Raw genomic sequence first — 22,719 nt, 5'->3', positions numbered from 1 at the left:
CTCACTTGTCCGCCCTCCGCCCTTTTGTGACATGGCCACGTGCGATCCATTCGCCGCTCGCGAAAGTTCTTTTTTCCAGAGCTTCAGTAATACGGCTCACTCCTGCCGAATTCAAACAGGCGCTAGGCTTTAGTCAATAAACACCTCGAGCGCTTTTTGGGGTAACGGGCCGTTTTTTCCTTGACGACGGGTGGGTTCGCCACGTCAAATACGCCAAGAGACGGCCGGGGCGAAATGGCTGTCTGACCGTATTATTCTGTCTTTAGTGGCGCAAACTACTCTCCAAAGCAGATCACCATGGTGACACGTGCCGTCCTGCTTGTAATTGCGTGTCTAATTGGAAATCCCGCGTCGGCGGTGCTTGTTACCGTCGCGGGATACACGACCGACACGGACAACGCTTTCACTTCGGCAACTGGCTCGTTTGTCGGCACTAACAGCGCCAGTTTTCCGAGCGGCACGTTCACGACCCCTGCGGAGCAAGCGGTCACGTTTGGCCGTCTTGTCGCGGGAGGGTCTGGTGCCAGGCGGGCGACCGTCGGGTCGTTCGACAACCGCGACGTTATCACGCTCACGTTCGGCGCGGGCCTGCAACTGAAGAACGAGGCGGGAAACGACATCGTCGTGTACGAACAGGGTGACGCCAACCAACCCGAGGCGTACGCCGTTGCGGTTCGTCAGACCGGTTCCGCCACGTTCACCGATTTCCGTTACGAGATCTGGGACGCTCAGGAAGGTTTTCAACTCGCCACTGCGTTTGACCTCACGAGCTTTGGACTCAGCTCCGGCCAGGGCATTGATGCGATCATGATCGCAAACCTTGTGCAGACGGTCGGTGTGACCGACTACACGTTTGGCGGTGGCGAGGGATTCGTCGAGTCGGTCCCGGCGAACACGCAAACGGCCGGTTACCAACTTCCAATAGGCTACGGCGCTTCGAAGGACGGGCTTTTCCCGCTGGGCGAGTACGACCCCGACATCTCCTACGTCGGTGTGTTTCACCAGTTGTCGGCAATTCCGGAGCCATCAGCCGTCCTTTTCGGCACGCTGCTCGCTTCGGCCCTGGGCATGACGGTCGCCCGCCGTCGCCGCGACGCCGAAGCGATCGCCTGATCGATTCCTCGAGTCGTACGAAAACAACAAACCGCCCCGCCGAGAATCCTCGGCGGGGCGGTTTGTTGTTTTCGGGCCGCTAATCAGCTGACGCTTCCCGGCTCGCTATTGGGATCGACGGCGCAGGCGGGCTTGGCCGGCACACGCTCCCTTCGCTCGGCGCAATTTGCTACGATCACAGGCCTTACCGTCTCTCCGTCACCCGCTAGCTGAATTCTGCCATGGCCACGTTCGATCCGTTCTCCGCCCGTGACACTTTTTCGGCTCCGCAGGGCGAGCTCGGGATCTATCGGCTCTCGAAGCTCGAGGACGCCGGCCTCACGAACGTCGGCGCCCTCCCCTACTCGATCCGGGTGCTGCTCGAATCGGTCCTGCGGAATTGCGACGGCTACGTCGTCAGTGAGGACGACGTCAAAAACCTCGCCTCCTGGGCCGACACCAAAGGGACGGCGCCGGTCGAGGTTCCGTTCACCCCGGCGCGCGTCGTTTTGCAGGACTTCACGGGGGTGCCGTGCGTCGTCGACCTTGCCGCGATGCGCTCCGCCATGCAACGCCTCGGCGGCGACCCGGGCAAGATCAACCCGCTGGTCCCCGTCGACTTGGTGATCGACCACTCGGTGCAGGTCGACGAGTACCTGGGCGACATGGCCTTGTTGCACAACATCGAGCGCGAGTTCGAGCGCAACGGCGAGCGTTACGAGTTCCTCCGCTGGGGCCAGAAGGCCTTCGACAACTTCCGCGTCGTGCCGCCCGGCACCGGCATCGTCCACCAGGTGAACCTCGAGTACCTCGCCAAGTGCGTCTTCATCCGTGAGGACCAGAAGGGCCCCGTCGCGCTGCCCGACTCGCTGGTGGGGACCGACAGCCACACCACGATGATCGACGGGCTCGGCGTCGTCGGCTGGGGCGTCGGCGGCATTGAGGCCGAAGGCGTCATGCTCGGTCAGCCGATCTACATGCTCACCCCCGAGGTGGTCGGCATGAAGCTCACCGGCAAGCTCCCCGCCGGAGCGACCGCCACCGACCTGGTGCTGATGGTCACCGAGATCCTCCGCAAGCAGAAGGTCGTCGGCAAGTTCGTCGAGTTCTTCGGCTCCGGCGTGTCGCATATGTCGCTGGCGGACCGGGCCACCATCGCCAACATGAGCCCCGAGTACGGCGCCACGATGGGCTTCTTCCCCGTCGACGACGTCACGCTCGATTACCTCCGCCAGACCGGCCGCACCGCTGACGAGGTCTCCCTCGTCGAGCGGTACTGCAAAGAGAACCTCCTGTTCCACAGCGACCGCGCGCCCGAGCCGAGCTTTACGAAGGTGGTCGAGCTCGACCTCGGCGACGTTGTGCCGTCGCTCGCCGGACCGAAGCGTCCGCAGGACCGCATCCCGCTGACGTCGATGAAGCCGCAGTGGGAGACCGACCTGTCGCACGTCTACGAGAAGTCGCAGGGCGCCCCCGCCGGCCGCTGGGAGGGCGAGGGGGGCGGCGTCGCCGACCCGTCCGGCGCGGCCGTCGCCTCGCCGGCGATTTCTGACCCCGGCTTCGAAGGCGTCCACGTCACCAACGCCGGCCAGAACTTCACGGTCGAGCACGGCTCGGTCGTCATTGCCGCGATCACCAGCTGCACCAACACGTCGAACCCCAGCGTGATGATCGCCGCGGGCCTGCTGGCCAAGAAGGCGGCCGAGGCCGGCCTCACCGCCAAGCCGTGGGTCAAGACCTCAATCGCCCCCGGCAGCCGCGTCGTCACCGACTACTACGCCAAGAGCGGCCTCGACGACGAGCTCGCCAAGGTCGGCTTCTACACCGTCGGCTACGGCTGCACGACCTGCATCGGCAACAGCGGCCCCCTGCCGACTCCCATCTCCGAGGCGATCCGCGAGCACGACCTGGTCGTCGCCGGCGTGCTGTCGGGCAACCGGAACTTCGAGGGCCGCATCAACCCCGACGTGAAGGCCAACTACCTAGCCAGCCCGCCGCTGGTGGTCGCCTACGCCCTGGCCGGCACCGTCGACATCGACTTCCACACCACCCCCATCGCCGGCGGGGCCGACCACGGCAATCAGGTCTTCCTCGAGGACATCTGGCCGACCAACGAAGAGGTCCAGGCCGTCGTCAAGGCGTGCGTCCTGCCCGAGATGTTCCAGGAGCAGTACGACGACGTCTGGAACAAGAACCCGATGTGGAACGCCATCGCCACCAGCGAGGGCGAGTTGTTCGAATGGAACGCGTCGAGCACCTACGTGCAGGAGCCGCCGTTCCTCCAGTCGATTACGCCCGAGGTGAAGCCGATCGAGCCGATCACCGGCGCCCGCTGCATGGCGGTGCTCGGCGACTCGACGACGACCGACCACATCAGCCCCGCCGGGGCGATCGCCAAGGACTCGCCGGCCGGCCGCTTCCTCATGGACGCCGGCGTCGAGCCACGCGACTTCAACAGCTACGGCGCCCGCCGCGGCAACGACCGTATCATGACCCGCGGCACCTTTGCGAATATCCGGATCCGCAACCACCTGGCGCCGGGCACCGAGGGGGGCGTCACGAAGTACCTCCCCACGGGGGAAGTCATGCCGATCTACGACGCGGCCATGAAGTACCAGGCCGACGGCACGCCGCTGGTCGTCTTAGCCGGCGCCGAGTACGGCACGGGCAGCAGCCGCGACTGGGCCGCCAAGGGGACGTTCCTGCTGGGCGTGCGGGCCGTCCTGGCGACGAGCTTTGAGCGGATCCACCGCAGCAACCTCGTGATGATGGGCGTCTTGCCGCTGGAGTTCGAGCCGGGCGTCACCTACCAGTCGCTCGGCCTCACCGGCGAAGAGATCTTTGATATTCCCGACCTGTCGGACGACCTCAAGCCGCTGCAGACGATTGCCGTCAAAGCCGGCGACAAGACCTTCAACATGAAGGTGCGGATCGACACGCCGGTCGAGCTGGACTACTACCGCCACGGCGGGATTTTGGCGTTTGTGTTGCGGAAGCTGTTGAAGGGGTAACCGCGGAGTCCGCGGAGGACGCGGGGAGGGAACCGCGAATCTTCGCGAATCGCCGCGAAGGTGGATCGAGTTGTGTGCCACTGGCGTGCCGCCAGTGCGACGTGGGTACGCGCTCAAACGGCACATCTCACAGGCGGAACGCCAGTGGCGCCCGGCGTAAGCTGTTGAAGGGGTGATAGTCAATTAGTGGGAAAGGCCCACGAGCATCTGCATATTAATATTTCAGAGAATAACCAACACATTGAAGCAGTGTGCGGTAGAACGGTTGTAGCTCTTCAGTCCTCAGGCACAGTGTTAGGTTGCAGTTCTCACGATCTGAAAATGGAGTTGCCCATGTCTGGAACAGTAGCTAGCCCTTACATCCTAAATTCGATGCTGCTGGCACTATTTGCGTGCAGCGTCGGCCAAGCGGCGCCGATTGAGCTGGACTTCGAGAGCGGATCCTTGCCAGTTTCGGACGGCTGGATCGAAGACCCCAGGCAGCCGGGCAATGTCTCACATCAGATTCTCTCTACTGCCGGGACCGACGGAAAGTATCTCCTCAGCCAAGGCAACAACGCGTTTGGTTGGTTCTTCGCATTACCCGATGACGCCATCGGCTCAATCAACTGGTTGTTTGAAGCAGACGTTCAGTTGTTGCAGCTGGATGCACAGGCGACGGTTGGCGTTTCTATGGCCAAGTATGGAAATGTCGTTCCAAGCGGCCCTGCTGGCTACCAAATATTAGGATCGACTGTAGGTGACAGTGGGTGGAAGCATTGGCAACTCCAGTGCATCGATGGAGCGGTCTCCGCAAATATCGACAACGTGCCAGCCAGCCTTGGTGGAATCAGTCAAGGCTTCCCGCTTCCGGGCATGACGTTGACTAACGGCTTGTGGTTTGGATTTGCGAATAATAGCTTTTCTGCTGCAGTACGCTTTGACAATGTGCAATTCGAGTACACGCCCTTGATACCAGAACCGGCAGCTATTTCAGGAGCCATCTGCCTAATTGCACTATCGTGCTTGTCTAGAAGTAGGCTTGGAAATGCCGTGCTCGTGGCCTGCGTTCGAAAGCGTCAGCCGTAGCCCCCAGCGATTAGCAAGTTGACGCCGTCTAGGTGATTCAATGGGGGCGCCGCTTCGCGTCGTCCCCAGCCACCCCAGCCGGCAGTCAAGAAGCCCCGGCAGGGGCGAAAGCGCGTAGCCAGGGGCGCGAGCCCCTGGACCTTGTCCGCGCAGGAGATGTAAGCCCCGGAGGGGCGACAGCACGCGCCGACGCCGCGCCGCTGTCGCCCCCTCCGGGGCTTCTGCGTTTGCTTGCCACCGTGTTCCAGGGGCTCGCGCCCCTGGCTAGGCGCTGTCGCCCCTCCGGGGCTTTTCTTCGTCGTGTCCTTCGTGTCCTTCGTGCCCGTCGTGGTTCCCCTCTTCTTATCCGGCGGGTGGCACTGCTGGGTCGTCCAGCAGTGCGAAGCGGGTACCCGGCGCCTACTGCTGGGCAAGCCAGCAGTGGCACACAACTTTAAGCTGTTGTCGCGTGTTTGTCGGAGCGGCCCCAGCGTCGAAGGCGATAGCCTCAGCCCCCAGCGAAGTGGGATAAAGCGTCTTGCCGTGATTTGCTGGGGCGCCGCTACGCTGCGACCCCGGCTGCCCCTCTTGGTTGGCAAAAGCCCCGGAGGGGCGGCAGCGCGTAGCCAGGGGCGCCAGCCCCTGGACTAGCGTGGCAAGCAAGAGGGAGCCCCGGAGGGGCGACAGCAGGTCGGCAGAATGAGTTGCTGTCGCCCCGCCGGGGCTTGGTGGCTTGAGCCAACGAGCGTCCAGGGGCTGGCGCCCCTGGCTACGCGCTTTCGCCCCTCCGGGGCTATAAGGTTGGTTGGATAACTTCTCACTTTCCACTCGACCAATGCCATGGCGTCCCTCTACCAAGAGACCCTCCTCAACCAGCCCGCCTCGAAGGTGTGGCACGCGCTGCGGGACATCTCGAAGACGCATGAGCTGTTCGCCGGCGTGTTGACCGACTGCCATATCGAGAGGCAAGGCAGCGAGGGCGACGGCGTCGAGGGGAACGGCGGCGAGGGCGATTTGCGGACGGTCACCTTCGCCAACGGCATGGTCGTCAGGGAGCGGATCGTCGCGATCGACGACCAGCGCCAGCGGATCGCCTACACCGTGCTCGGCGACATGTTCGACTACCACGCCGCCTCGATGCAGGTCGTCGCCGTCAGCGACGACGCGTGCAAGTTCGTCTGGTACAGCGACCTCCTCCCCGACAGCCGCGCGGAGGTCGTCGCCCCGCTGATGCGGGCCGGCTGCGCCGCGCTCCGCCGGTCGCTGGACGGGTAGTCGTGGGCAACAGCCCCGGAGGGGCGGCGGCGCGTAGCCAGGGGGGCGAGCCCCTGGAAGAGCTTTCGTAGCGAGAGATCAAAAGGCCAGCCGGCCGTCATCGGGGTCGGAGACCCCTCCCACAAGTTTTTTTCTCTTTGTGGCCTTCGCGCCTTCGTGGTTCCTCCGTCTTGCCGGGCCATCGGCAGGCGCCCGCCCGGGTGATTATTATGGGGGCTTCGTTCCCCGACTCCGGAGACTAACGGATGCGTCCGACTCGACTGCTGTTGGCTTTGTCCCTCGCCCTGGCCACGGTCGCTGCCGAGGCCGAGCCGGTGCTGTTGTTTCCGTACTTCGACAGCAACGGCGAGAACGGCGTCTTCCTCGCTTGGAGCGACGACGGCCGCACGTTCTCTCCCGTCAACGACGGCAAGCCGATCTTCACGCCCCCCCAGTGGAGCGACGGCCAGCACCTGACCCGCGACCCGTCGATCGTCTGGCACGACGGCCTTTACCACATGGTCTGGACTTCGAATTGGGTCGGCCGTTGGTACGGCTACGCCAACTCGCCTGACCTAAAGACGTGGTCCGACCCGCAGCGGATCCAGCCGTTCGCCGACGGCGCCGAGCAGCCCAACAACGTTTGGGCGCCCGAGATTTTTCGCGACCACGTGGCGGGCGATTTCAAGATCGTCTGGTCGTCGACCTTGCCGTCGGAGTTCGAGGACGGCGACGGCAGCGACGACAAGCATGGCGGCGACCACCGGATGTTCTACACGGCGACGACCGACTTCGAGACGTTCACCGACCCGCAGCCGATTTACCAAGACCCGGGCTGGAGCGTCATCGACGCCCACGTGGCGTGGGACGACGAGGGCGACCGCTGGGTGATGGCGCTCAAGAAAGAAGTCAGCCCCGAACGGGGTGGCAAGAACATCCGCCTGGCGTTCAGCCCCGCCGAGATTGGCCCGGAGAGCTTTGGCGATTCGACCGAGCCGCTGGTTGGCCCGGGGACAGCGATCAGCGGCCGCGACGCGGCGGAGGGGCCTTCGCTGGTGCGCTGGAACGGCGAGTGGCTGCTGTACTGGGACAGCTACGGCGCCCGACACTACTCGATGGCGTCGTCGCGGGACCTCACCGAGTGGCGGGACGAGACGGCGTCGATCGTCCACCCGGCCAAGCATCCGCGTCATGGGACGGTCTTCGTGACGGACGACGAGCACGTCGGCTGGGAACTGAAGAAGTAGCCAGCGCCGCTCGCCCTCCCTCCGCAACCCTCGTTGAGACGCAACATGAAGCCCTTCGGTGGTCGGCGATGGCTGTTGGTCCTCGTCGGGGTGGTGACGGCCGCCGCGTCGCCAGCCCAGACGACGCAAGAACTCGCGCAGGGGGAGTTGGCGAAGCTGCAGGCGTATCGCTCGTCGGACGAGTACCTGCGCGAGCCTTGGCGTCCGCGCGTGCACTTCACGCCCGAGCGGAACTGGATGAACGACCCCAACGGGCTCGTCTTCTACCGCGGCGAGTACCACCTCTTCTACCAGCACAACCCTTTGGGCATCGACTGGGGCCACATGAGCTGGGGCCACGCGGTGAGCCGCGACCTGATGCATTGGGAGCCGTTGCCGATCGCCCTCTGGGAAGAGGGGGACGAGATGATCTTCTCCGGCAGTTGTGTCGTCGATCACCGCAACACGTCGGGCTTCGGGACGGCCGAGAATCCGCCGCTGGTGGCGGTCTACACGTCGCACCGGCCGGGGAACCAGTCGCAGTCGCTCGCCTACTCGACCGACGCGGGGCGGACCTGGACGAAGCACGCTGGCAACCCCGTGATCGACCTCGATATCGCCGAGTTCCGTGACCCGAAGGTCTTCTGGCACGCCCCGACGGAGAAGTGGGTGATGGTCGTCGCGCTGTCGGCGGCGAAGCGGGTGCAGTTGTACGGCTCGCCCGATCTCAACGAGTGGCGGCTGCTGAGCGAGTTCGGCCCGGCCGGTGTCGAAGGGAAATCGAACTGGGAGTGTCCCGACCTGTTCGAGCTGCCGATCGTCGACAGCCGCGGCGAGGCGACCGACGAGACGCGGTGGGTGCTCGAGGCGGACTTCGGCGGTGGCGGCGTCGGCGGCGGATCGGGCAACGAGTACTTCGTGGGGCGGTTCGACGGCAATCAATTCACCTGTGACGACCCCCAGCGGCGATCGCAGCAGGTCGACTACGGCCGCGACTTCTACGCCCCGGTCACTTGGTCGGACCTCCCGGCGGAAGACGGCCGTCGGGTGTGGATCGGGTGGATGACCAACCTCCAGACCAACGGCACGCCGACCTCTCCCTGGCGTAGCGCGATGACGATCCCCCGGTCGCTGACCCTCCGCGAAACGGGGAGCGGATTGCGTCTCGCCCAGGCGCCCGTCCGCGAACTGGAGTCGTTGCGGGAGGACGCGGTAGATGGCACCAACGCCGCCGTCCGAGGCAAGCAACTCGATATCGTGCTTGAGGTGACGCCCGATGCGGGCAGGCCGCTGGTGCTCCATGTCTTGGAAGGCCCCGACGAGACGACCCGGCTCGTCTACGACCCGGTCGACGAGACGCTGTCGGTCGACCGCCGCGACGCGGGTTTCGACGAGTTTCACGATGCCTTCGCCGGCGTCTACCCGGCGCCGATCGCCCTCGACGAGGGGCGTTTGCGCTTGCGAGTGGTTGTCGATCGATCGTCGGTGGAGGTCTTCGCTCAGGATGGCGTCGCGGTGCTAACGACGCTTGTCTTTCCCGGCCCCGAGAGCGACGGCGTCCGTCTCGACGCGCCCGGCGCCGAGGTCCACCGCTTCACCGCTTGGCCGCTACGCTCGGCGCTGACCGAACGATAGGGCGACGCTCTTCCGCGGCGTTTGAGACGAGAGCCGCTTTCGCGGGGAGGCGGTGTTCCGCCCTTGGTGGTGCGGCTGCGATTCGCGATGATTCGTGTCGGCGTCGCCGCACACGCCGCTGAGCCCTTCCTTCCTCCCCTTGCTGGTGATCCCATGGACCCGTTTCTCGCCGCCGCGATTGAGGAAGCCAAGCTCGGGCTCGCCGAAGGGGGGATCCCGATCGGATCGGTCGTGGTGATCGACGGCAAGATCGTCGGCCGAGGGCACAACCGCCGCGTCCAACAGGGGAGCGCCGTCTTGCACGCCGAGATGGACGCCCTCGAGAACGCCGGCCGGCTGACGGGGGCCGATTACCAGCGGGCCACGCTCTACAGCACCCTTTCGCCGTGCGACATGTGCAGCGGGGCGTCGCTGCTCTACAAAATCCCCCGGATCATCGTGGGCGAGAACCGCACCTTCCAAGGCCCCGAGGCGTATGTCCGTAGCCGTGGCGTCGATCTACAAATCGTCGACGACCCGGAGTGTGTGCGGCTGATGGAAGAGTTCATCGCGGCGCGGCCCGAGTTGTGGAACGAGGATATTGGCGTGTGACGGGGGAGGCTTGCCGGGTTCCTCCCCTCCGTTGGCCCCACCCCCGTTCCGGAATTGAGGGGGGCTACGCGGCTTATTTCCTTTCCCGTTGCCTTTGCGTCCTCCCGGGTAGTGATCCGATGCTCTCTTGGTTCCGCCGCCGCTCTGCCCCGCCAATTGTGGTCGCCGACCAAGCGGCCGTGCTCGCACGCAACGTCTGGCAGACCGGCTTCTTGCCAGTCGAGTGGCGGGAGCGGCACACCGAAGTCGTTTCGCGGATGGTCGGCGAGCGTAACTGGGAGGGCGCTGGCGGACTCGCGGTGACCGACGAGATGCGTGTCACCGTGGCGGGCGTCGCGGCACTGCTGACACTCGGCTACGACGACCGCTACACGTACCCCGATCTGCCGTCGATTGTCCTCTACCCGGGCGCGTACCAAGCGCAGCGATCTGAAGGGAGCGGGTGGCTCGACCTGTTGGGCGGCGAGCACGCCGACAGCCAAGGATCGGGCCGGCTCGGCGAGGCGTGGCGGCGGGGGCCGATCGTACTATCATGGCCCGACGTGCTGCGGAGCGCCCGTCGGCCGGGCCGCGGGCACAACCTCGTGCTGCACGAGTTTGCCCATTATGTGGACGGTCTCGACGGCGAAACCGACGGCGTGCCGATGGTCACCGGTGAGGCGGCGCGGCACTGGCCAGGCGTCGTCGGCCGAGAGTACGACCGGCTGGTAGCCCAGTCCCGACGCGGTGAACTGACGCTGCTCGACCAATACGGCGCGACGAGCAAGGCGGAGTTTTTCGCGGTCGCCACCGAGTGCTTCTTCGAGCGGCCCCATGAGATGCAGGGGCGCCACGCGGAGCTGTTCGGACTCATGGCGGACTTTTACCGGCAGGACCCCTCGGAATGGTTGCCGCGTCTGGCGCCGCGTCGTCGCGCGGCCCCGCCGAGTGAGGCGCCGTTGCAAGTTGATCTGAGCGGCCTCGGCCTAGAGGGCGCCGACGTGGAATTTGCGGAGGGGCAGCAGCTCTTGGCGGCCGGCGAGGCTCACGCCGCGGTCGAGGCGTTCAGCCGCGCCCTCGAGTTAGAGCCCCATGACGCCGAAACGTTGACCCTACGGGCCGCCGCCAAGATTGAATTGCACGACTGGGAGAGTGCGTTAGAAGACGCCCGCCAGGCGATCGCCGCCGACCCAGAGCACGCGCTAGCGCACGCCGCCGCGGCCGAGGCTCTCATCGAGTTGGACGACCGGGACGCCGCCGAACGTCACGCCCAGACGGCGCTCCGGCTCGATCGCGACAGCCTCGACGCCTTGTTCTTCTGTGGCACGCTGGCGTTCCAAGCGGGGCGACTCCGCGAGGCAAAGAAGTCCCTGCGGCGGCTCGTGCTACTCGACCGGCAATGGGGCGAAGCCCACTACTGGCTGGCGTGTGTTTACGAACAGATGGGCGACAGCAAATCCGCTCAGCGACACTTCGCCTTGGCCGATTGGCTGGCCGCCGAACCCGAGGAGGAGGCGACCGATGCAGCTGATTGACGCCGACGCCTCGCACCTGGCGGCGATCCAAGCGATCGTCAACGACGTGGTGGCGACCACGACCGCCATCTACGACGAGGCGCCCGCCACCGATCGGGAGACGGCCGATTGGTTCGAGGTGAAACGCGCGAAGGGCTTTCCCGTGATCGTCGCCATCGACGAAAGCGTCAGCGTCATGGGCTTCGCGTCGTACGGCGATTTCAACAAGAAGCCGGGTTACCGCTTCACGGTCGAGCACTCACTACATGTGGCGGCTGACCATCGCGGCAAGGGGCTCGGGCGGGTCCTGCTCGAAGCGATCGAGTCGCGCGCCCGCGGCGCCGGCGTCCATACGATGGTCGGCCTCATCGACGCGGAGAACGTCGCCAGCCGTCGACTGCACGAGTCGGCCGGCTATGAACTGGCGGGGACGCTCAAAGAGGTCGGTTGGAAGTTTGGACGCTGGCTCAATATGTGCAGCTATCAGAAGATTCTCTGAACCGATCCTCTGGACGAGCGCGAAGGCGGCGTCAGTTGGACTTGGCGGACTTCACGCAGCGGAAGCCGGTGTGTGATAGCCCCGTGTCAGGACTGCAGCCCATCCGTGCCGACGGGCGGTAGCTGCTGCAGTACGAATCGCTACAGAGAAACGAACCGCCGCGCGTCGATCGCTGCGGCGTGTAGGGCTGACTGGGATCGAAACTCTTCGCGGGTCCCTGCGGGTTGACGGCGACAACGCCCTCGCCGAGTTGCCTTTCGAGCAGTGAGTAGGCGTCGCGGTGGAACCAGTCGGCGGTCCACTCCCATACATTGCCCCCCATATCGACCAAACCGAAGCCGTTGGGCGGGTAGGTCCCGACCGGGGCCGCCGTCATGTAACCATCCCGTTTGGTGTTCTTGTAGGGGAAGGACCCTTGCCAGATGTTGACCTGGGGCTCGTCGTCCGAGAGGGGGGCGTCCCCCCAAACGAAGGGCGCGCCTTCAATGCCGCCGCGGGCGGCGCGCTCCCACTCCGCCTCGGTCGGCAGGCGTTTGCCGGCCCATTTGCAATACGCAACCGCGTCGTACCAAGCGACCTGCACAACCGGGTAGTCGTCCCGGCCTTCGAGCGTGCTGTCGGGTCCTTCGGGATGTTTCCAGTTCGCGCCGGGCTCCCATCGCCACCAGGCGCCAACGTTGTTAAGTGGCACCGGCCCGCGGGTTGGCGTAAAGACCAGCGACGCCGCGACAAGGTCTTCTTCCTTCGGCGGTGGCGTTCCGGGAGGCAGCTGCGCCATGATCTCTTCGACGTCTGGCGCCTTCTCGGCGACGGTGACATAGCCGGTCGCCTCGACGAACTCACGGAACTGGGCGTTGGTGACCTCGGTCCGATCCATCCAGAATCCATCGACCCGCACCCGGTGAATCGGCTGCTCATCGGGGCGCGCGAGGCGGAAGTCGCTCCCCATGGAGAACTCGCCGCCGGGGATCCAAACCATTCCCTCGGGGGCAGGGCCCTCGGGAGCGTCGTCAGCAGCCCGGCAAAGGGCGGCTAGCGGCGAGGCGATTGCAATGATGGCAAGCAGGAAACGGGACATCAGCGAGACGGGAGGAGAGAGGGAATCGGACTGCGCTGAGGGCGAACGTCGTGGCGTCCGTCACGCCACAGCGGGGGCGAGTCTGCCTCACCTACTTTACCACACACTTTCTTGCTGTCGCCCCACGCAATGGCCCTGCGTTGCCGCATACGGTGGGAGAAACGGCGCATGCTCAACCACCTTCCCCGCTGCAGTACACGATCGTCACCCTGGCGTCAGTGGGCGACGGGCCGAAGCGCTGCGAGACGGCTTGGCCATGGCGGCAGGATTGCGGCCTGCCAATGGCGGCCGACTCTAGAGGCTCAAACTCAAGTCGGCGCGGGTCTCGCCGCCGGCTGGCACGTCGACCGTTGCGACGCCGACACGCTGCGACGCGGTCTTGACCGCCCAGACGAGGTACTTGCCAGGTTTGACGCTCTCGAAGTGAAAGACCCCCCCCTGCTCTGTTTTGGTGCTCGCGACCGGCTGTTGCTTCAGGTCTCGTAGCTCGACGACGAGGCCGGGCTGAGGCAATTGGCCTTCGAGAACGGCGCCGGTTACCTTGCCAACGGCGGCTTGGTCGGCGCTCGTCGTTACTAAGCGCTCGGTCGTGGTGCGGCTGAGACCGACACCGTTGGTCGCCTCGGCCGACAGAAAGAAGGTAGGAGTGGCGGGAGCCGGTAGCTTCGCAATCCAAACGCCCGCGTCGTCGGCGCTGGGCGAGGCCGCCACCGCTTTGACACCGGCTGGCGGCGCGCCATCGGGTCCCGGCTCGCCGACATAGAGACGGACCGCTTGCACACCGGAGAGATCGTCTTCGGCTTCGATGTGATATTCACCGACGGTCCCGGCGACGACGTCTTGTACGGCTCGCAGATCGATACGCGAGGGGGGCGTCGCGTCAATCGTGACATCGGTGGTTTCGTAGCCAAGGATATTACCTTGGCGATCGATAACAGTCGCGACGACCCGCCGTCGCCCCGCTTGACCAGTTGTCGCGAACGAATCAGTCCAGGCGCCGATCGATGTCTGCAAGACGATGGCGCCGGCGACGGGTTGACCAGTCGTTTCGACCGAGTGGCGACGGGTTGTCTCGTGGCGTTGGCTTACCGTCCCGGCGACCGAAGCCCCGAGTGGCGCCACGGCGACTTCGAGCGTCGCGCCCTCCGGCGCCCCAACGACATCGACCGTAGCGACGAGCGGTTCCCCCGATCGGACGAGCGCGGGAGCCGAGAGGCGGATCACCGGACGATCCGCCGGGGATAACAGAGTGTCGCCGGCTGTCAGCGGGCCTCCGCTACGCCAGTCGAGAGCACCGGTCACCCCGTTGATCGCGGCCACCATCCGCAGCGGCTCGGGGGCCGTTGGGTCGGTGGGCAGGAGGGCTCCGAAAGCAGCTGCCGGATTTTTTGCCGTCAAGGTGGAAGCGAGCTCTCCGGCTCGCGGCGCGTGACTTGCTCCGCCGCCGAGGTCCTCAATCGACCAAGCAACTTCGAGCGCGTCGGGCGCGCCATCCAACCGCTCCATCACGATCTTTAGCCGCGACGAGGCGTCGGCGTCCACGGCGACCCTGGCGTCGCGCACCCGGACGAATGAAGCCGGGTCAGCAACGCCGAGCGTCGCGACCGAATGGAACAGTTCGTCGTCGCCTTGCTTGAGCGTCACTTCGAGCTCGGGCACAGCCGTCCACGAGGGAGCCGGCGCAGGAGGGGCAACGCCCTTCAAGGGAATCACGGTTTCGACTTGCGGCTCGAGCCGGCAGGCCCCATTCAAGGCTCCGCCGAGTTCAATCTGGGCGTCGAGATCAACTGCCTGCGTTGTGTGATTGATCGCCAGCAATCGCATCGTCGACGGCTTCGGCAAGGCGGGGAGATCGATCCGCGTCGCCCATGGGAGCCGTTGGCCGCCGATCTCAACAAAGAGCTCGACCGGAGGAACGTCCGCGATCGCCGGCGTTGCGATCCGCTTGAGCATGACCGAGTCGCCGCAGCGGACGCTCAGCAACACTCCCTGGGTGGCGAGCTGCTGCGACACCGTGCAGGAAGGATGGAGGCGAAGCCGCAGCGTCACCTCACTTCCTCCATCGGTCGCGGCCTGCTCGGTTTCAATCGCTAGGCACGCCGCGGGCTGCAGAACCGCAACCTCGACCGCGTTCGCGTTAGCATGCTTGACGCCCAACTGGAACAGCGCTTCGGGTTGCTGACGAGACAGGCTGTCGAGCGTCAGCGATTCGGAGTCGCCCGCGTCGGTGACGGTGATCCTGGCGGGCGGAGGAGTCGCCTCCGGATCGAGCCGGCGCGCCGCGTCAGCGAGGAATCCGTCGCCGCCAAGGTCCGCGGCCTCGTCGGCGAGTCGCTTCGCGCTGAGGCTCGCCCAATTCTGCTCTCGTTGACCGGCTAATAGCAGCGTTGGCGAGGCGCCTGGCTTGTCCAGAAGGCTCCGGAACGGGTGGCAACGGAGCACCCGGCACGCCGACGTCTTCTCGACGAGCGGGCGCGCCCGGAAGTCTTGGTTATAGGCGGCGGTCAGGGACGCCCGCAGACTTGCCAGGCGAATAAAGCCGGGCTCTTCGCCTTTCGAATTGACCGTTGTCCATCCACAGCCGAGTAGTCGGAGGACCCCTTGCGTCAGGGCGACTTCGGTAACGGCCTCTTCTTGCAGCGTGGTGTCGATACTCGGTAGCGGCATACCCGAAACCGCAGTCGTTCCCCGGCTTTCCCGATCGAAGGCTAGCAATTCGGCGGTATCGGTTGCCGAGCGGGAGGGGATCGCTCCAAGCAGGCAAGCGCGGTCTTCGGCCGAAAGAAGGGGTGTCAGCAGCATTGCTTCAGCCAACGCTCTTGACTTGTGGTCGCCCGATTGCACCTGTTTTGCGGTCTCGGCGACGGCGCCGCCCGTGAAGGGAGTTGTTAAGTTTCTGAGAAGTTCTTCGAGCCGAATCGTTAGCATTTCCACCGACGATCGGTCGATCGAGACGCCCCCGTTACCAAGTGACAACTCCGCTGATGCAACGGGGTTGATGGCGGCGGCGAGTTCAACGGTCGTGGCGACACCTCGCCGCCATAGCGCCAGCTTGTCGGTCGAGAGCCGGATCATGGGGCCCAGCAAAGGAAGCGTCGACTGGGCGTGCCGAACGGCGGCTTCGGCCCGGCGCCTGACTTGCTGATGCGTCAGCGCGCGGCGGTAGGCGGTGTCGGCCTCGGCGTTGTAACGCATGGCGTCGTCGACCGTGGCGTAGCCGGGGGACAGCAATGCGGCCCAGGCTGTGCGATAAGCGTTGTCACCCGCGACGGTCCACGGTGAGAGCTGATCTACCGCCTCGGAGTTGGCAAGCGTCTCGACACGGAGTCGCATGGTCCTGAAAAAGGCCCCGAGCACCGCGGGGGACGCGTCCGAGCGTTCTTTGCTGACCTTGGCCAGTTTCCTAACCGCGGCGTCTTCGACATAGCGGGGCGTTGCCGAGCGGCGTGCTAGTTCGTCTGCGACTGCCGTCAGGGCCGCTGGCATTGAAGCTCCCGCGTCGGCGACCGCGGCGACGCCCGACTGCGCAAGGGCTTCGTAGGCCGCGTCGCCAACCGCTTTGGCAAACGCCGCAGAAGCGGCGGGGTCAGTCGACGCGAAACGCGTCTGCCACGCCAGTTCGAGAGGCGCCTCGGCCGGCGCTACCGTCGCCAGGAAGAGGCTTGGCGCCTTCGGCAGCGATTCTTGAGCGCTGCGGATCTCTCCGACGATTGGCCGGGTGTCGGCCGTGAACTGCTCGAGTATCTGATCCCCCTCGACACCTTCTCGCCAACGCTGCTCGGCGAGGAGTAGGGCCGCTTCATAGCGTTTGACCAGACGCGGGACGTTAACTTGCTCCGGGCCTTCCGCCCAACGCTGTCGCTGTCTCCAAGCTTCGAGCAACCATTCGGGGATCTCTGGCGGTGTTGGCGTCTCTAAGACTTCGAGTGTGGGGCATTGATGCCCGGCGAGCAGGAAATCGTCCGCCCCGCCGTAGAGGACCGGAGTCTGCTGCGTGGCTTCACGCGTGCGCGTCCAGGAGGCCACCCGGTGGGCGGCGTACTCGCTGACCTCGCGGGCGGTGATTCGGCCGTCGTTGACGCCGCCGCCAAACCCGTCGGCGGCGCCCGCGAGCCCGTTCTGAAAGAAGTAACCGAAAGTGCTGCGACCAACGCAGGAGAGGTTCGTCGGTGTCTCGCCCGTTGAACAACTGACGAGTGTCAGGACGTTCGCTAGCGGCCGCTTACGGAGTCGATCGTGGACGAGCCCGTCAACGCCACAGGGAATCAGCCCCGCTTGGCCATCCTGGAGCCGCCAGGATAGATCGAGGACGAGTAGGGTGGGGATTGCTTCGGCGTCGAGGCGATCCAGCAACTGATCGAGCGACGCGCCTCCCGCGCCGGTGAGGTGGTCAAACTGGTCGGTGATGAGGACAGCCGCGCCGTCGGGGCCCCGGGTCACGGCGGCTTGGATGTAGACGATACGAGGCCTCGCGGCTTGGAATGGCTGTGCTTGCTCCAAGGTCGAGGCCGTCGCGGACCGCAGAGAGACATCTTCGAACGCGAATCCCGTCATACTACGGAAGGCGGCGCGGTCGTTGGCCGCCGCGAGGTGGCCAATCAACAAGGGCGAGGCGCCATGCTCAGTCCAGCAAGAGACGAAGGCCCTCGTGGGGACCGGTCGGACCCAAGAGGCGACCGCAGCGATAACGCCGACGAGGCTCAGCGCGGCGATCGCCGGGGCGATCGCGCGGCGCGAGACGGTTCGCCAGTCAACCGACCGATTCATCGCGAACTCCGAGTGGTGCGCCGGGCGTCGTGTTGCGGCAAGCTGGCTTCAACAGGATCAAACCAGCCGACGGCGGGCGTCGGACGCTGGTCACTCGACGACGGAGGGGGGAGCCGGTCGAAGCGGGCGATCCGCCCTGCCGCTTCGGCGCGGAGCTTCGCCGAGGCTATCGATGTGACGTTGAGCCCGGTTACTGCGCCCGACAAGGCCTCGGCGGTCAACGGCCAGAAAGTGGCGACCGAGACGCCGACTTCGTCGTACCACTCTTGGCGCTCCCCAGCGGGGGTGTAACCCCGCAGGCCAATCGTGACCCGTTCAGGACTTTCCATTTCAATAACGAGGCAATTCTGCTCGGTAATCGCCCCCTTCGCATTGGGAACGCGACGAGGTTGCAGAGCGATCTGGCGGATCGTCGCCGTCGTGCCGTCAACGTTGACTTCCTGCCCGATCAACGCGGCGAGCCCGTTGAGAGCTCCATTGGGTCTTAGTACGCCTGTCGAGGGGGAGGGCGTGTCATTCCACCACACGACAAGGTCGCCGTTCGACTCTTGTTCTCCACGGCCGATCACCTCCCAGCACGGAGCCGGATACCCGTCGACGCGACGCCACGTGATCGACGGTGCGGCGCGGTTGGCACGTTCGATCCAAAGTTCGGCGGGACGCGCGACGCGGAGCGGCGTGGGGAGATCCTCGTCGGAAGACATCTGTCTTTCGACGGTTATGAGCGAGCAGCGATCGCCGTTTGGCAACTGCCGGTCGCTCAGTAGGGCCGTTCGCCAGCCGGCGGTTTCAATCGCGGGCCGCGTCGGATGGTTGGTTTTCGAGTAGCAAACCGGCGAGAACTGGACCCCTAGCGCGGTCTCACGAGCCCGCAGCAAGAGCAGATCGCCCCCGTCGAGTAAGGCTTGCTGACCCGCTGCGGCGGGTGTCGTTGTCGGCAGGTCGTACAAACCGTTGGGGAGCGGTGTCCCCGACCAGGCGAGTGGACGGCCCGCGGGCGTCACGGTGACGAGCGGGGCCGAGCCCCCTTCGTTTGACGCAACGAGGTTAGAACGGAGGGCCGATCGCAACGCGCGTTCTAGGCTTGCCGTCTCGTCGGCCTGCCACCAATGCCCGACCGGCGTCAGCCGACTAAGGAACGCGAACTGCCGCTTAACCACGGCTTGCTCGGCGCCGGCGACGCGGTAGCCGATCAAATGAAGGGCGACTCCCGACCCGGACAACTCGGCCCCGACAACGTCGCCGATCGGCTTGCCGCCCGGATTGGCGAAGGCGTCGCGTTCAAAGCGATTGTCAACGCCATCGGTGATCGCAATCACCGCCTTGTAACCCGCTGCGCCTCGGACGTCACGGCTGGCGAGCAGCACGGCACGGGTAAGCGGCGACTCGTTCCAGGGTTCGACCTGCGGGGGACTGAGCCGATCGATGAGGCGACTGAGCTGGTTCGGGTCAGCGGGGTTCCAACGCACCGGCGCCAGCACCTGTTGGATCGTCGCTTCGGGTTGATCGGTCGTCTTCTGGGCGCCGACCGCTTGGCCGAAGACCCAGACGCTCACCTGCAGGCCGGCCGGCGCGTCGCTGAGTAAGGTTTGGACCGTCGAGATTGCCTGGCGGTACTTAGAGTTGCGGTCGTCCCCCGGGCCCATACTGCCAGACGCATCGACGACCAGTGCGATGGCGCCCGGTGAGAACGGTTGGCTGTCGTCTCGCTGATCGATGATCGCGACGCCCGCTCCCCAGGGGCGTGGCGCTTCTTCGGCGGCGACGCTCGGCGTCTTGTAGTTCTGCAGCGTGACGGCTGCCGGGAAACGGCCCCCCCGGAACCAAGCTTCCATTTGGAGCGCACGATCCCCCGCGGGGGCGTCTCGGCCGGCGAGGAACGCGATGGCCGGGCCCGTTGGGTTGGGCTTTGTCGAGAGTGTCGCGGCAAGCCGATCGCCGGCGGCGAGTCCCACGGTCGTCAGGTCGCTAAGCGATGCGACGGACACCGCTGCGACGCCACCACCCGCGATTCCCAAGGCCGTCGGTTGGCCAGTGAATGCAACCGAGGTCTCGGGTGACACGCCCGATACGATCGGGACCATCGCGGGCGCCAAAAGCTTGAGGGTGCTTGGCGACGAAGCGAGAGAACGCAGACGACGGACCGCGTCACGTCCTGGCACGAGCCGTTCCGCTTCGTCGAGGTAAGCATTGGCCACCTCTTGGAAGCGGGGTTGCGCTCCCGGCTGGCAGTCGGACCAGTAACTCCGGATAGATCGCTTCGCCCGCCAGCGGCAGAGGTCATAACGCAGGCAGTCTTGGACCCGGTCGAGTGGCGTCGGAAACGTCGTTGTCGAGTCGCCCGTCGCAAGCCGACGGAGGGCGTCGGCTGCCTCGATAAGAGGTGACCTCGGCTCGTCAGGAAAGCCGCTTGCGGCGGCCTTACGCAGAACTTGTTTCGACGCGTCCAAGCATTTCCAATAGGCCAAGGCGCAGTCCGCAACCACCCCGTCGGCGTCGGTCGACCGTACCGTGGCGACCGCGCGCTCATAGGCGGCCGGTTCGGCGGTGTACTTCTCGAGCAGCCGCTTACCAACTAGGGCGACGGCAAGCCGCCCGCGTCGTCGGTTGGCGTCGAGGGCGCTTTCTTGCCGATTAGCCGACGCCATCTCGCGGGCCGACGACAAGACCGCTGCGGGGGCCGACAGCAGCCGCAAACGCTCGCCAACCGGCAAGTCGGGCGTTAACAGGGCGAACGAACGCTGTCGCCGGGCGTCGGGGTCGGACAAGTCCATTAGCCGGGCACGCCATTGGCCGAACCGAGCCTGCATCATCGCGACGGCTTGTTCAACCTTCTGTGCAGCCCGGTCAATCGTCTGCGGAAGCTCCCCAGGAGCTTGCTGAACTTCGAGAGCAGGGAGCAGCAGATCGGAGAGTCGATGCGCCGTATTGAGGACCGCTTCTACCGATTCGGTCAGCGAGTCGAGAGCCTTGTCCGACTTCGCAGAGACCGGCCCGATCGAGGCGATCACATCGGCGTAAAAGGGGGCAAGATCAAGAGCGGTGTCACGCGCCGTCAAACCGCGTCGCAAGGCGGCCGCCTCGTCTTGGAGTCGGGTGTACTGCCGCTTGGCTTCGGTTAAGTGAGCGACCGCGTCGCTCCGGTGATCCTGTCCGATCAACAGCAGGTCCTCTCCTCGGAGCCGCTCGGCGTCGGCGGTGAGCAGCCGGTCGCCGAGCCAAGCGAGGGCCTGCGGTGTGAGCGACGAGTCGTAGGCTTCGTCGCCCAGGAGGGTCGACTCCGATAAACGACGGGTCGTGATGGCGAGTCGAATCGCGTCGCTCATCGGCGCCAGTCCGGCATCGCCAGCCCAGCGCGACGCGAGAATCGTGACGAGGTGGGCGTCGCTCGGTAGGGGTCGCAGGGGGTCTCGCAGGGCCGTGATCAGCTCACTCCCCTTGGCGATCTGGCCGCTGGAGTCGTCGAGCACTCGGGCGATCGCGCGGTCGAAGAAGCGACGACGCCAGCGAGGTCGTTGGTTTTCTGGGACCGTCGCCATCGCTTTGGTGATGGCCGTGGGAAGCGAGTCGGGATGCGCCGACCAGAGCGCTGCGAACGCCGCGTCCTCGAGGTCGGCCGCAGCGGTGTCGGGCGCGACGCGGGACGGTTCAATCGGGTCGTCGGCGACTTGGGTCGCGAGGGCTTGGCGGCGTAGCTGTGACTGCAGGTCTTGCAACAGGGAGGCGGTCGCCCGCGTCTCGGCGCCGGCGGCGAGGAGTTGTTCGTGCCGGATCAGCAGGCGACGGAAGCAACACCAGAGGAGGGTCGCTTCGGATTCGGGGTGGGAGAGCGCCGAGGCGAGCGCCGAGGCTTCCTTCCACATCGCTCCGATTTCATCACGCGGTAGAGGCCGAGGTTGGTCCGGACTGGCGGCCGTCGCCGGCGTGGCGTAGGCGACCTCGATCTGCGCCGCTCGCTCGAGCCCTCTTTCGCCTTGGGGCAAGATCACCGGCGTCTGCTCGGCGCCCCATACCCGGGCGGCTTGTTGGGACACCTCTTGGCTGAGGTGGCTCGCGAGTTCAGCTCCGTCGATTCGGCCATCGTTGTTGGTGTCCGTGGCGGCGCCACCCAGGCCGCTGGCGAGGGCTTCGAGGAAGATTGTCCGGCGCCCGTCCACGGCGTTGTAAGCGATCTGACCCGAGTCGGATGCCGAGACGACAACCAGCCCGGGAATCGCGGCGATCTCGTTCTCTAGCTTCCGGAGTCCTTCGACGAAACGATTCTCAGACTCGCCATAGCGCCATTCGCCGGTCGTGGCCGTCGCCTCAAAAAAGACGATCTTGGATTGCGTCTCGGGCAACTTGCGGAGCTCTTCAAGGAGCGTCGCGACGTCGAGGCGGGCCGATTTGCCAGCCGCAGGCGTGCAGTCGGTTCGGAGGAGGAAAGGTCCCTCGGAGTCCGCGCCGCCGTGGAGGGAAACGACCAGGATCGCCGCCGTGCCGTTGAGTTCGGAGACCGCGTCCTTCCAGGAGAAGGCGTGCTCGGCAGCGAGGGGCGATTCGACAGGACGAGTCAGGGTCGATGAGGGTGTCTCGCTCAGTAATTGGCAGAGCCGCTGCAACGAGCCCCAGCCCGACGCATTGTGCCGAACCGTGAGGTTCGTCGCGTAGTCGGCGCCGACGGTGACCAACGCCACGCCTCGGGCGGGGCGCAAAAGGGCCGCCATCCAAACGACGGCAAGCAGCAGGACAGCGGCCCCCAGTCCCCCCAAGAGAGTCCGGATGCGACGCCGTCGGATCGCCCGTTCAATAGCGGCGCAGCGGCCTCCTGCCGCGCGATGCGGCGCCGTCGGAACCGGTTCGTTCTGTCGCGACATGCGAGGGCTTTCGGGGAGTGAGAGCACGCGGTTGGGCGCCGATGCGCCGCCAAAACCTAGCTTCCTCTCAGCGGTGTCGCGAAAAAGCGACACGCGGCCCCGCCCCGGCAATCGCTACCGTCGGTCCACGCCGCAGGGTCCGCCTGTTCGGCGCGGCTTTCGTAGCTTTC

The 22,719-nt window shown here is 65.6% G+C and carries 12 protein-coding genes; 9 read left to right on the top strand and 3 right to left on the bottom strand.

Annotated features, from left to right (window positions below):
* The first annotated feature begins 357 nt into the window (after positions 1 to 357).
* The 9 genes from Pla108_RS09525 (at position 358) to Pla108_RS09485 (ending at position 11,848) form a co-directional block, all read left to right on the top strand.
* Entirely contained in the window at positions 358 to 1,113 is a 756-nt protein-coding gene (locus Pla108_RS09525) for a hypothetical protein (RefSeq protein ID WP_146444701.1), read from the top strand.
* Between the two features lie 221 nt (positions 1,114 to 1,334).
* Entirely contained in the window at positions 1,335 to 4,103 is a 2,769-nt protein-coding gene (acnA, locus tag Pla108_RS09520; RefSeq protein WP_146444700.1) for an aconitate hydratase AcnA, read from the top strand.
* Positions 4,104 to 4,436: 333 nt separating this feature from the next.
* The gene (locus Pla108_RS09515; RefSeq protein WP_146444699.1) at positions 4,437 to 5,171 is read left to right on the top strand and encodes a hypothetical protein; all 735 of its coding nucleotides are present in this window, start codon (positions 4,437 to 4,439) and stop codon (positions 5,169 to 5,171) included.
* An 819-nt stretch (positions 5,172 to 5,990) separates the two neighbouring features.
* Complete coding sequence (locus Pla108_RS09510; RefSeq protein WP_146444698.1) at positions 5,991 to 6,425, top strand: SRPBCC family protein; 435 nt, start codon at positions 5,991 to 5,993, stop codon at positions 6,423 to 6,425.
* A gap of 245 nt (positions 6,426 to 6,670) precedes the next feature.
* Positions 6,671 to 7,651 (top strand): glycoside hydrolase family 43 protein, encoded by a 981-nt coding sequence (locus Pla108_RS09505; protein WP_146444697.1) that lies wholly within the window; start codon positions 6,671 to 6,673, stop codon positions 7,649 to 7,651.
* A 45-nt stretch (positions 7,652 to 7,696) separates the two neighbouring features.
* Complete coding sequence (locus tag Pla108_RS09500; protein ID WP_146444696.1) at positions 7,697 to 9,265, top strand: glycoside hydrolase family 32 protein; 1,569 nt, start codon at positions 7,697 to 7,699, stop codon at positions 9,263 to 9,265.
* A 153-nt stretch (positions 9,266 to 9,418) separates the two neighbouring features.
* Entirely contained in the window at positions 9,419 to 9,856 is a 438-nt protein-coding gene (locus Pla108_RS09495) for a nucleoside deaminase (RefSeq protein ID WP_146444695.1), read from the top strand.
* 119 nt (positions 9,857 to 9,975) lie between these two features.
* Positions 9,976 to 11,370, top strand: coding sequence for a M90 family metallopeptidase (locus Pla108_RS09490; RefSeq protein ID WP_146444694.1), 1,395 nt, complete (start codon positions 9,976 to 9,978; stop codon positions 11,368 to 11,370).
* Positions 11,357 to 11,848 carry a GNAT family N-acetyltransferase gene (locus tag Pla108_RS09485; protein WP_146444693.1) on the top strand — a complete coding sequence of 164 codons (492 nt, stop codon included), beginning with the start codon at positions 11,357 to 11,359 and terminating at the stop codon, positions 11,846 to 11,848. Before Pla108_RS09490 ends, Pla108_RS09485 begins: the two co-directional genes overlap by 14 nt.
* Positions 11,849 to 11,879: 31 nt before the next feature.
* Here the strand turns inward: Pla108_RS09485 and Pla108_RS09480 are convergent, their stop codons facing one another.
* From Pla108_RS09480 to Pla108_RS20950, 3 genes are all read right to left on the bottom strand, one after another.
* A complete protein-coding gene (locus Pla108_RS09480; RefSeq protein ID WP_146444692.1) occupies positions 11,880 to 12,926 on the bottom strand; it encodes a formylglycine-generating enzyme family protein in 1,047 nt (348 codons plus the stop codon).
* A gap of 294 nt (positions 12,927 to 13,220) precedes the next feature.
* On the bottom strand, positions 13,221 to 17,693 hold the full coding sequence (locus tag Pla108_RS09475) for a carboxypeptidase-like regulatory domain-containing protein (protein WP_146444691.1): 4,473 nt from the start codon (positions 17,691 to 17,693) through the stop codon (positions 13,221 to 13,223).
* Positions 17,690 to 22,549, bottom strand: a complete 4,860-nt coding sequence (locus Pla108_RS20950) for a vWA domain-containing protein (RefSeq protein WP_197526435.1) — start codon at positions 22,547 to 22,549, stop codon at positions 17,690 to 17,692. Before Pla108_RS20950 ends, Pla108_RS09475 begins: the two co-directional genes overlap by 4 nt.
* Positions 22,550 to 22,719 lie beyond the last annotated feature (170 nt).

Origin of the sequence: Botrimarina colliarenosi (assembly GCF_007859955.1) — a bacterium.
In the GTDB taxonomy this organism is placed as follows: domain Bacteria; phylum Planctomycetota; class Planctomycetia; order Pirellulales; family Lacipirellulaceae; genus Botrimarina; species Botrimarina colliarenosi.
The sequence above is the reverse complement of the archived record's forward strand: the minus strand, read 5'-3'. Positions and strand labels throughout refer to the sequence as shown.

Excerpts from the sequence above, each read along its gene's own strand:
- acnA (WP_146444700.1), top strand. The coding sequence starts at position 1,335 with ATGGCCACGTTCGATCCGTTCTCCGCCCGTGACACTTTTTCGGCTCCG.
- Pla108_RS09515 (WP_146444699.1), top strand. The coding sequence starts at position 4,437 with ATGTCTGGAACAGTAGCTAGCCCTTACATCCTAAATTCGATGCTGCTG.
- Pla108_RS09510 (WP_146444698.1), top strand. The coding sequence starts at position 5,991 with ATGGCGTCCCTCTACCAAGAGACCCTCCTCAACCAGCCCGCCTCGAAG.
- Pla108_RS09505 (WP_146444697.1), top strand. The coding sequence starts at position 6,671 with ATGCGTCCGACTCGACTGCTGTTGGCTTTGTCCCTCGCCCTGGCCACG.
- Pla108_RS09500 (WP_146444696.1), top strand. The coding sequence starts at position 7,697 with ATGAAGCCCTTCGGTGGTCGGCGATGGCTGTTGGTCCTCGTCGGGGTG.
- Pla108_RS09495 (WP_146444695.1), top strand. The coding sequence starts at position 9,419 with ATGGACCCGTTTCTCGCCGCCGCGATTGAGGAAGCCAAGCTCGGGCTC.
- Pla108_RS09490 (WP_146444694.1), top strand. The coding sequence starts at position 9,976 with ATGCTCTCTTGGTTCCGCCGCCGCTCTGCCCCGCCAATTGTGGTCGCC.
- Pla108_RS09485 (WP_146444693.1), top strand. The coding sequence starts at position 11,357 with ATGCAGCTGATTGACGCCGACGCCTCGCACCTGGCGGCGATCCAAGCG.
- Pla108_RS09480 (WP_146444692.1), bottom strand. The coding sequence starts at position 12,926 with ATGTCCCGTTTCCTGCTTGCCATCATTGCAATCGCCTCGCCGCTAGCC.
- Pla108_RS09475 (WP_146444691.1), bottom strand. The coding sequence starts at position 17,693 with ATGAATCGGTCGGTTGACTGGCGAACCGTCTCGCGCCGCGCGATCGCC.
- Pla108_RS20950 (WP_197526435.1), bottom strand. The coding sequence starts at position 22,549 with ATGTCGCGACAGAACGAACCGGTTCCGACGGCGCCGCATCGCGCGGCA.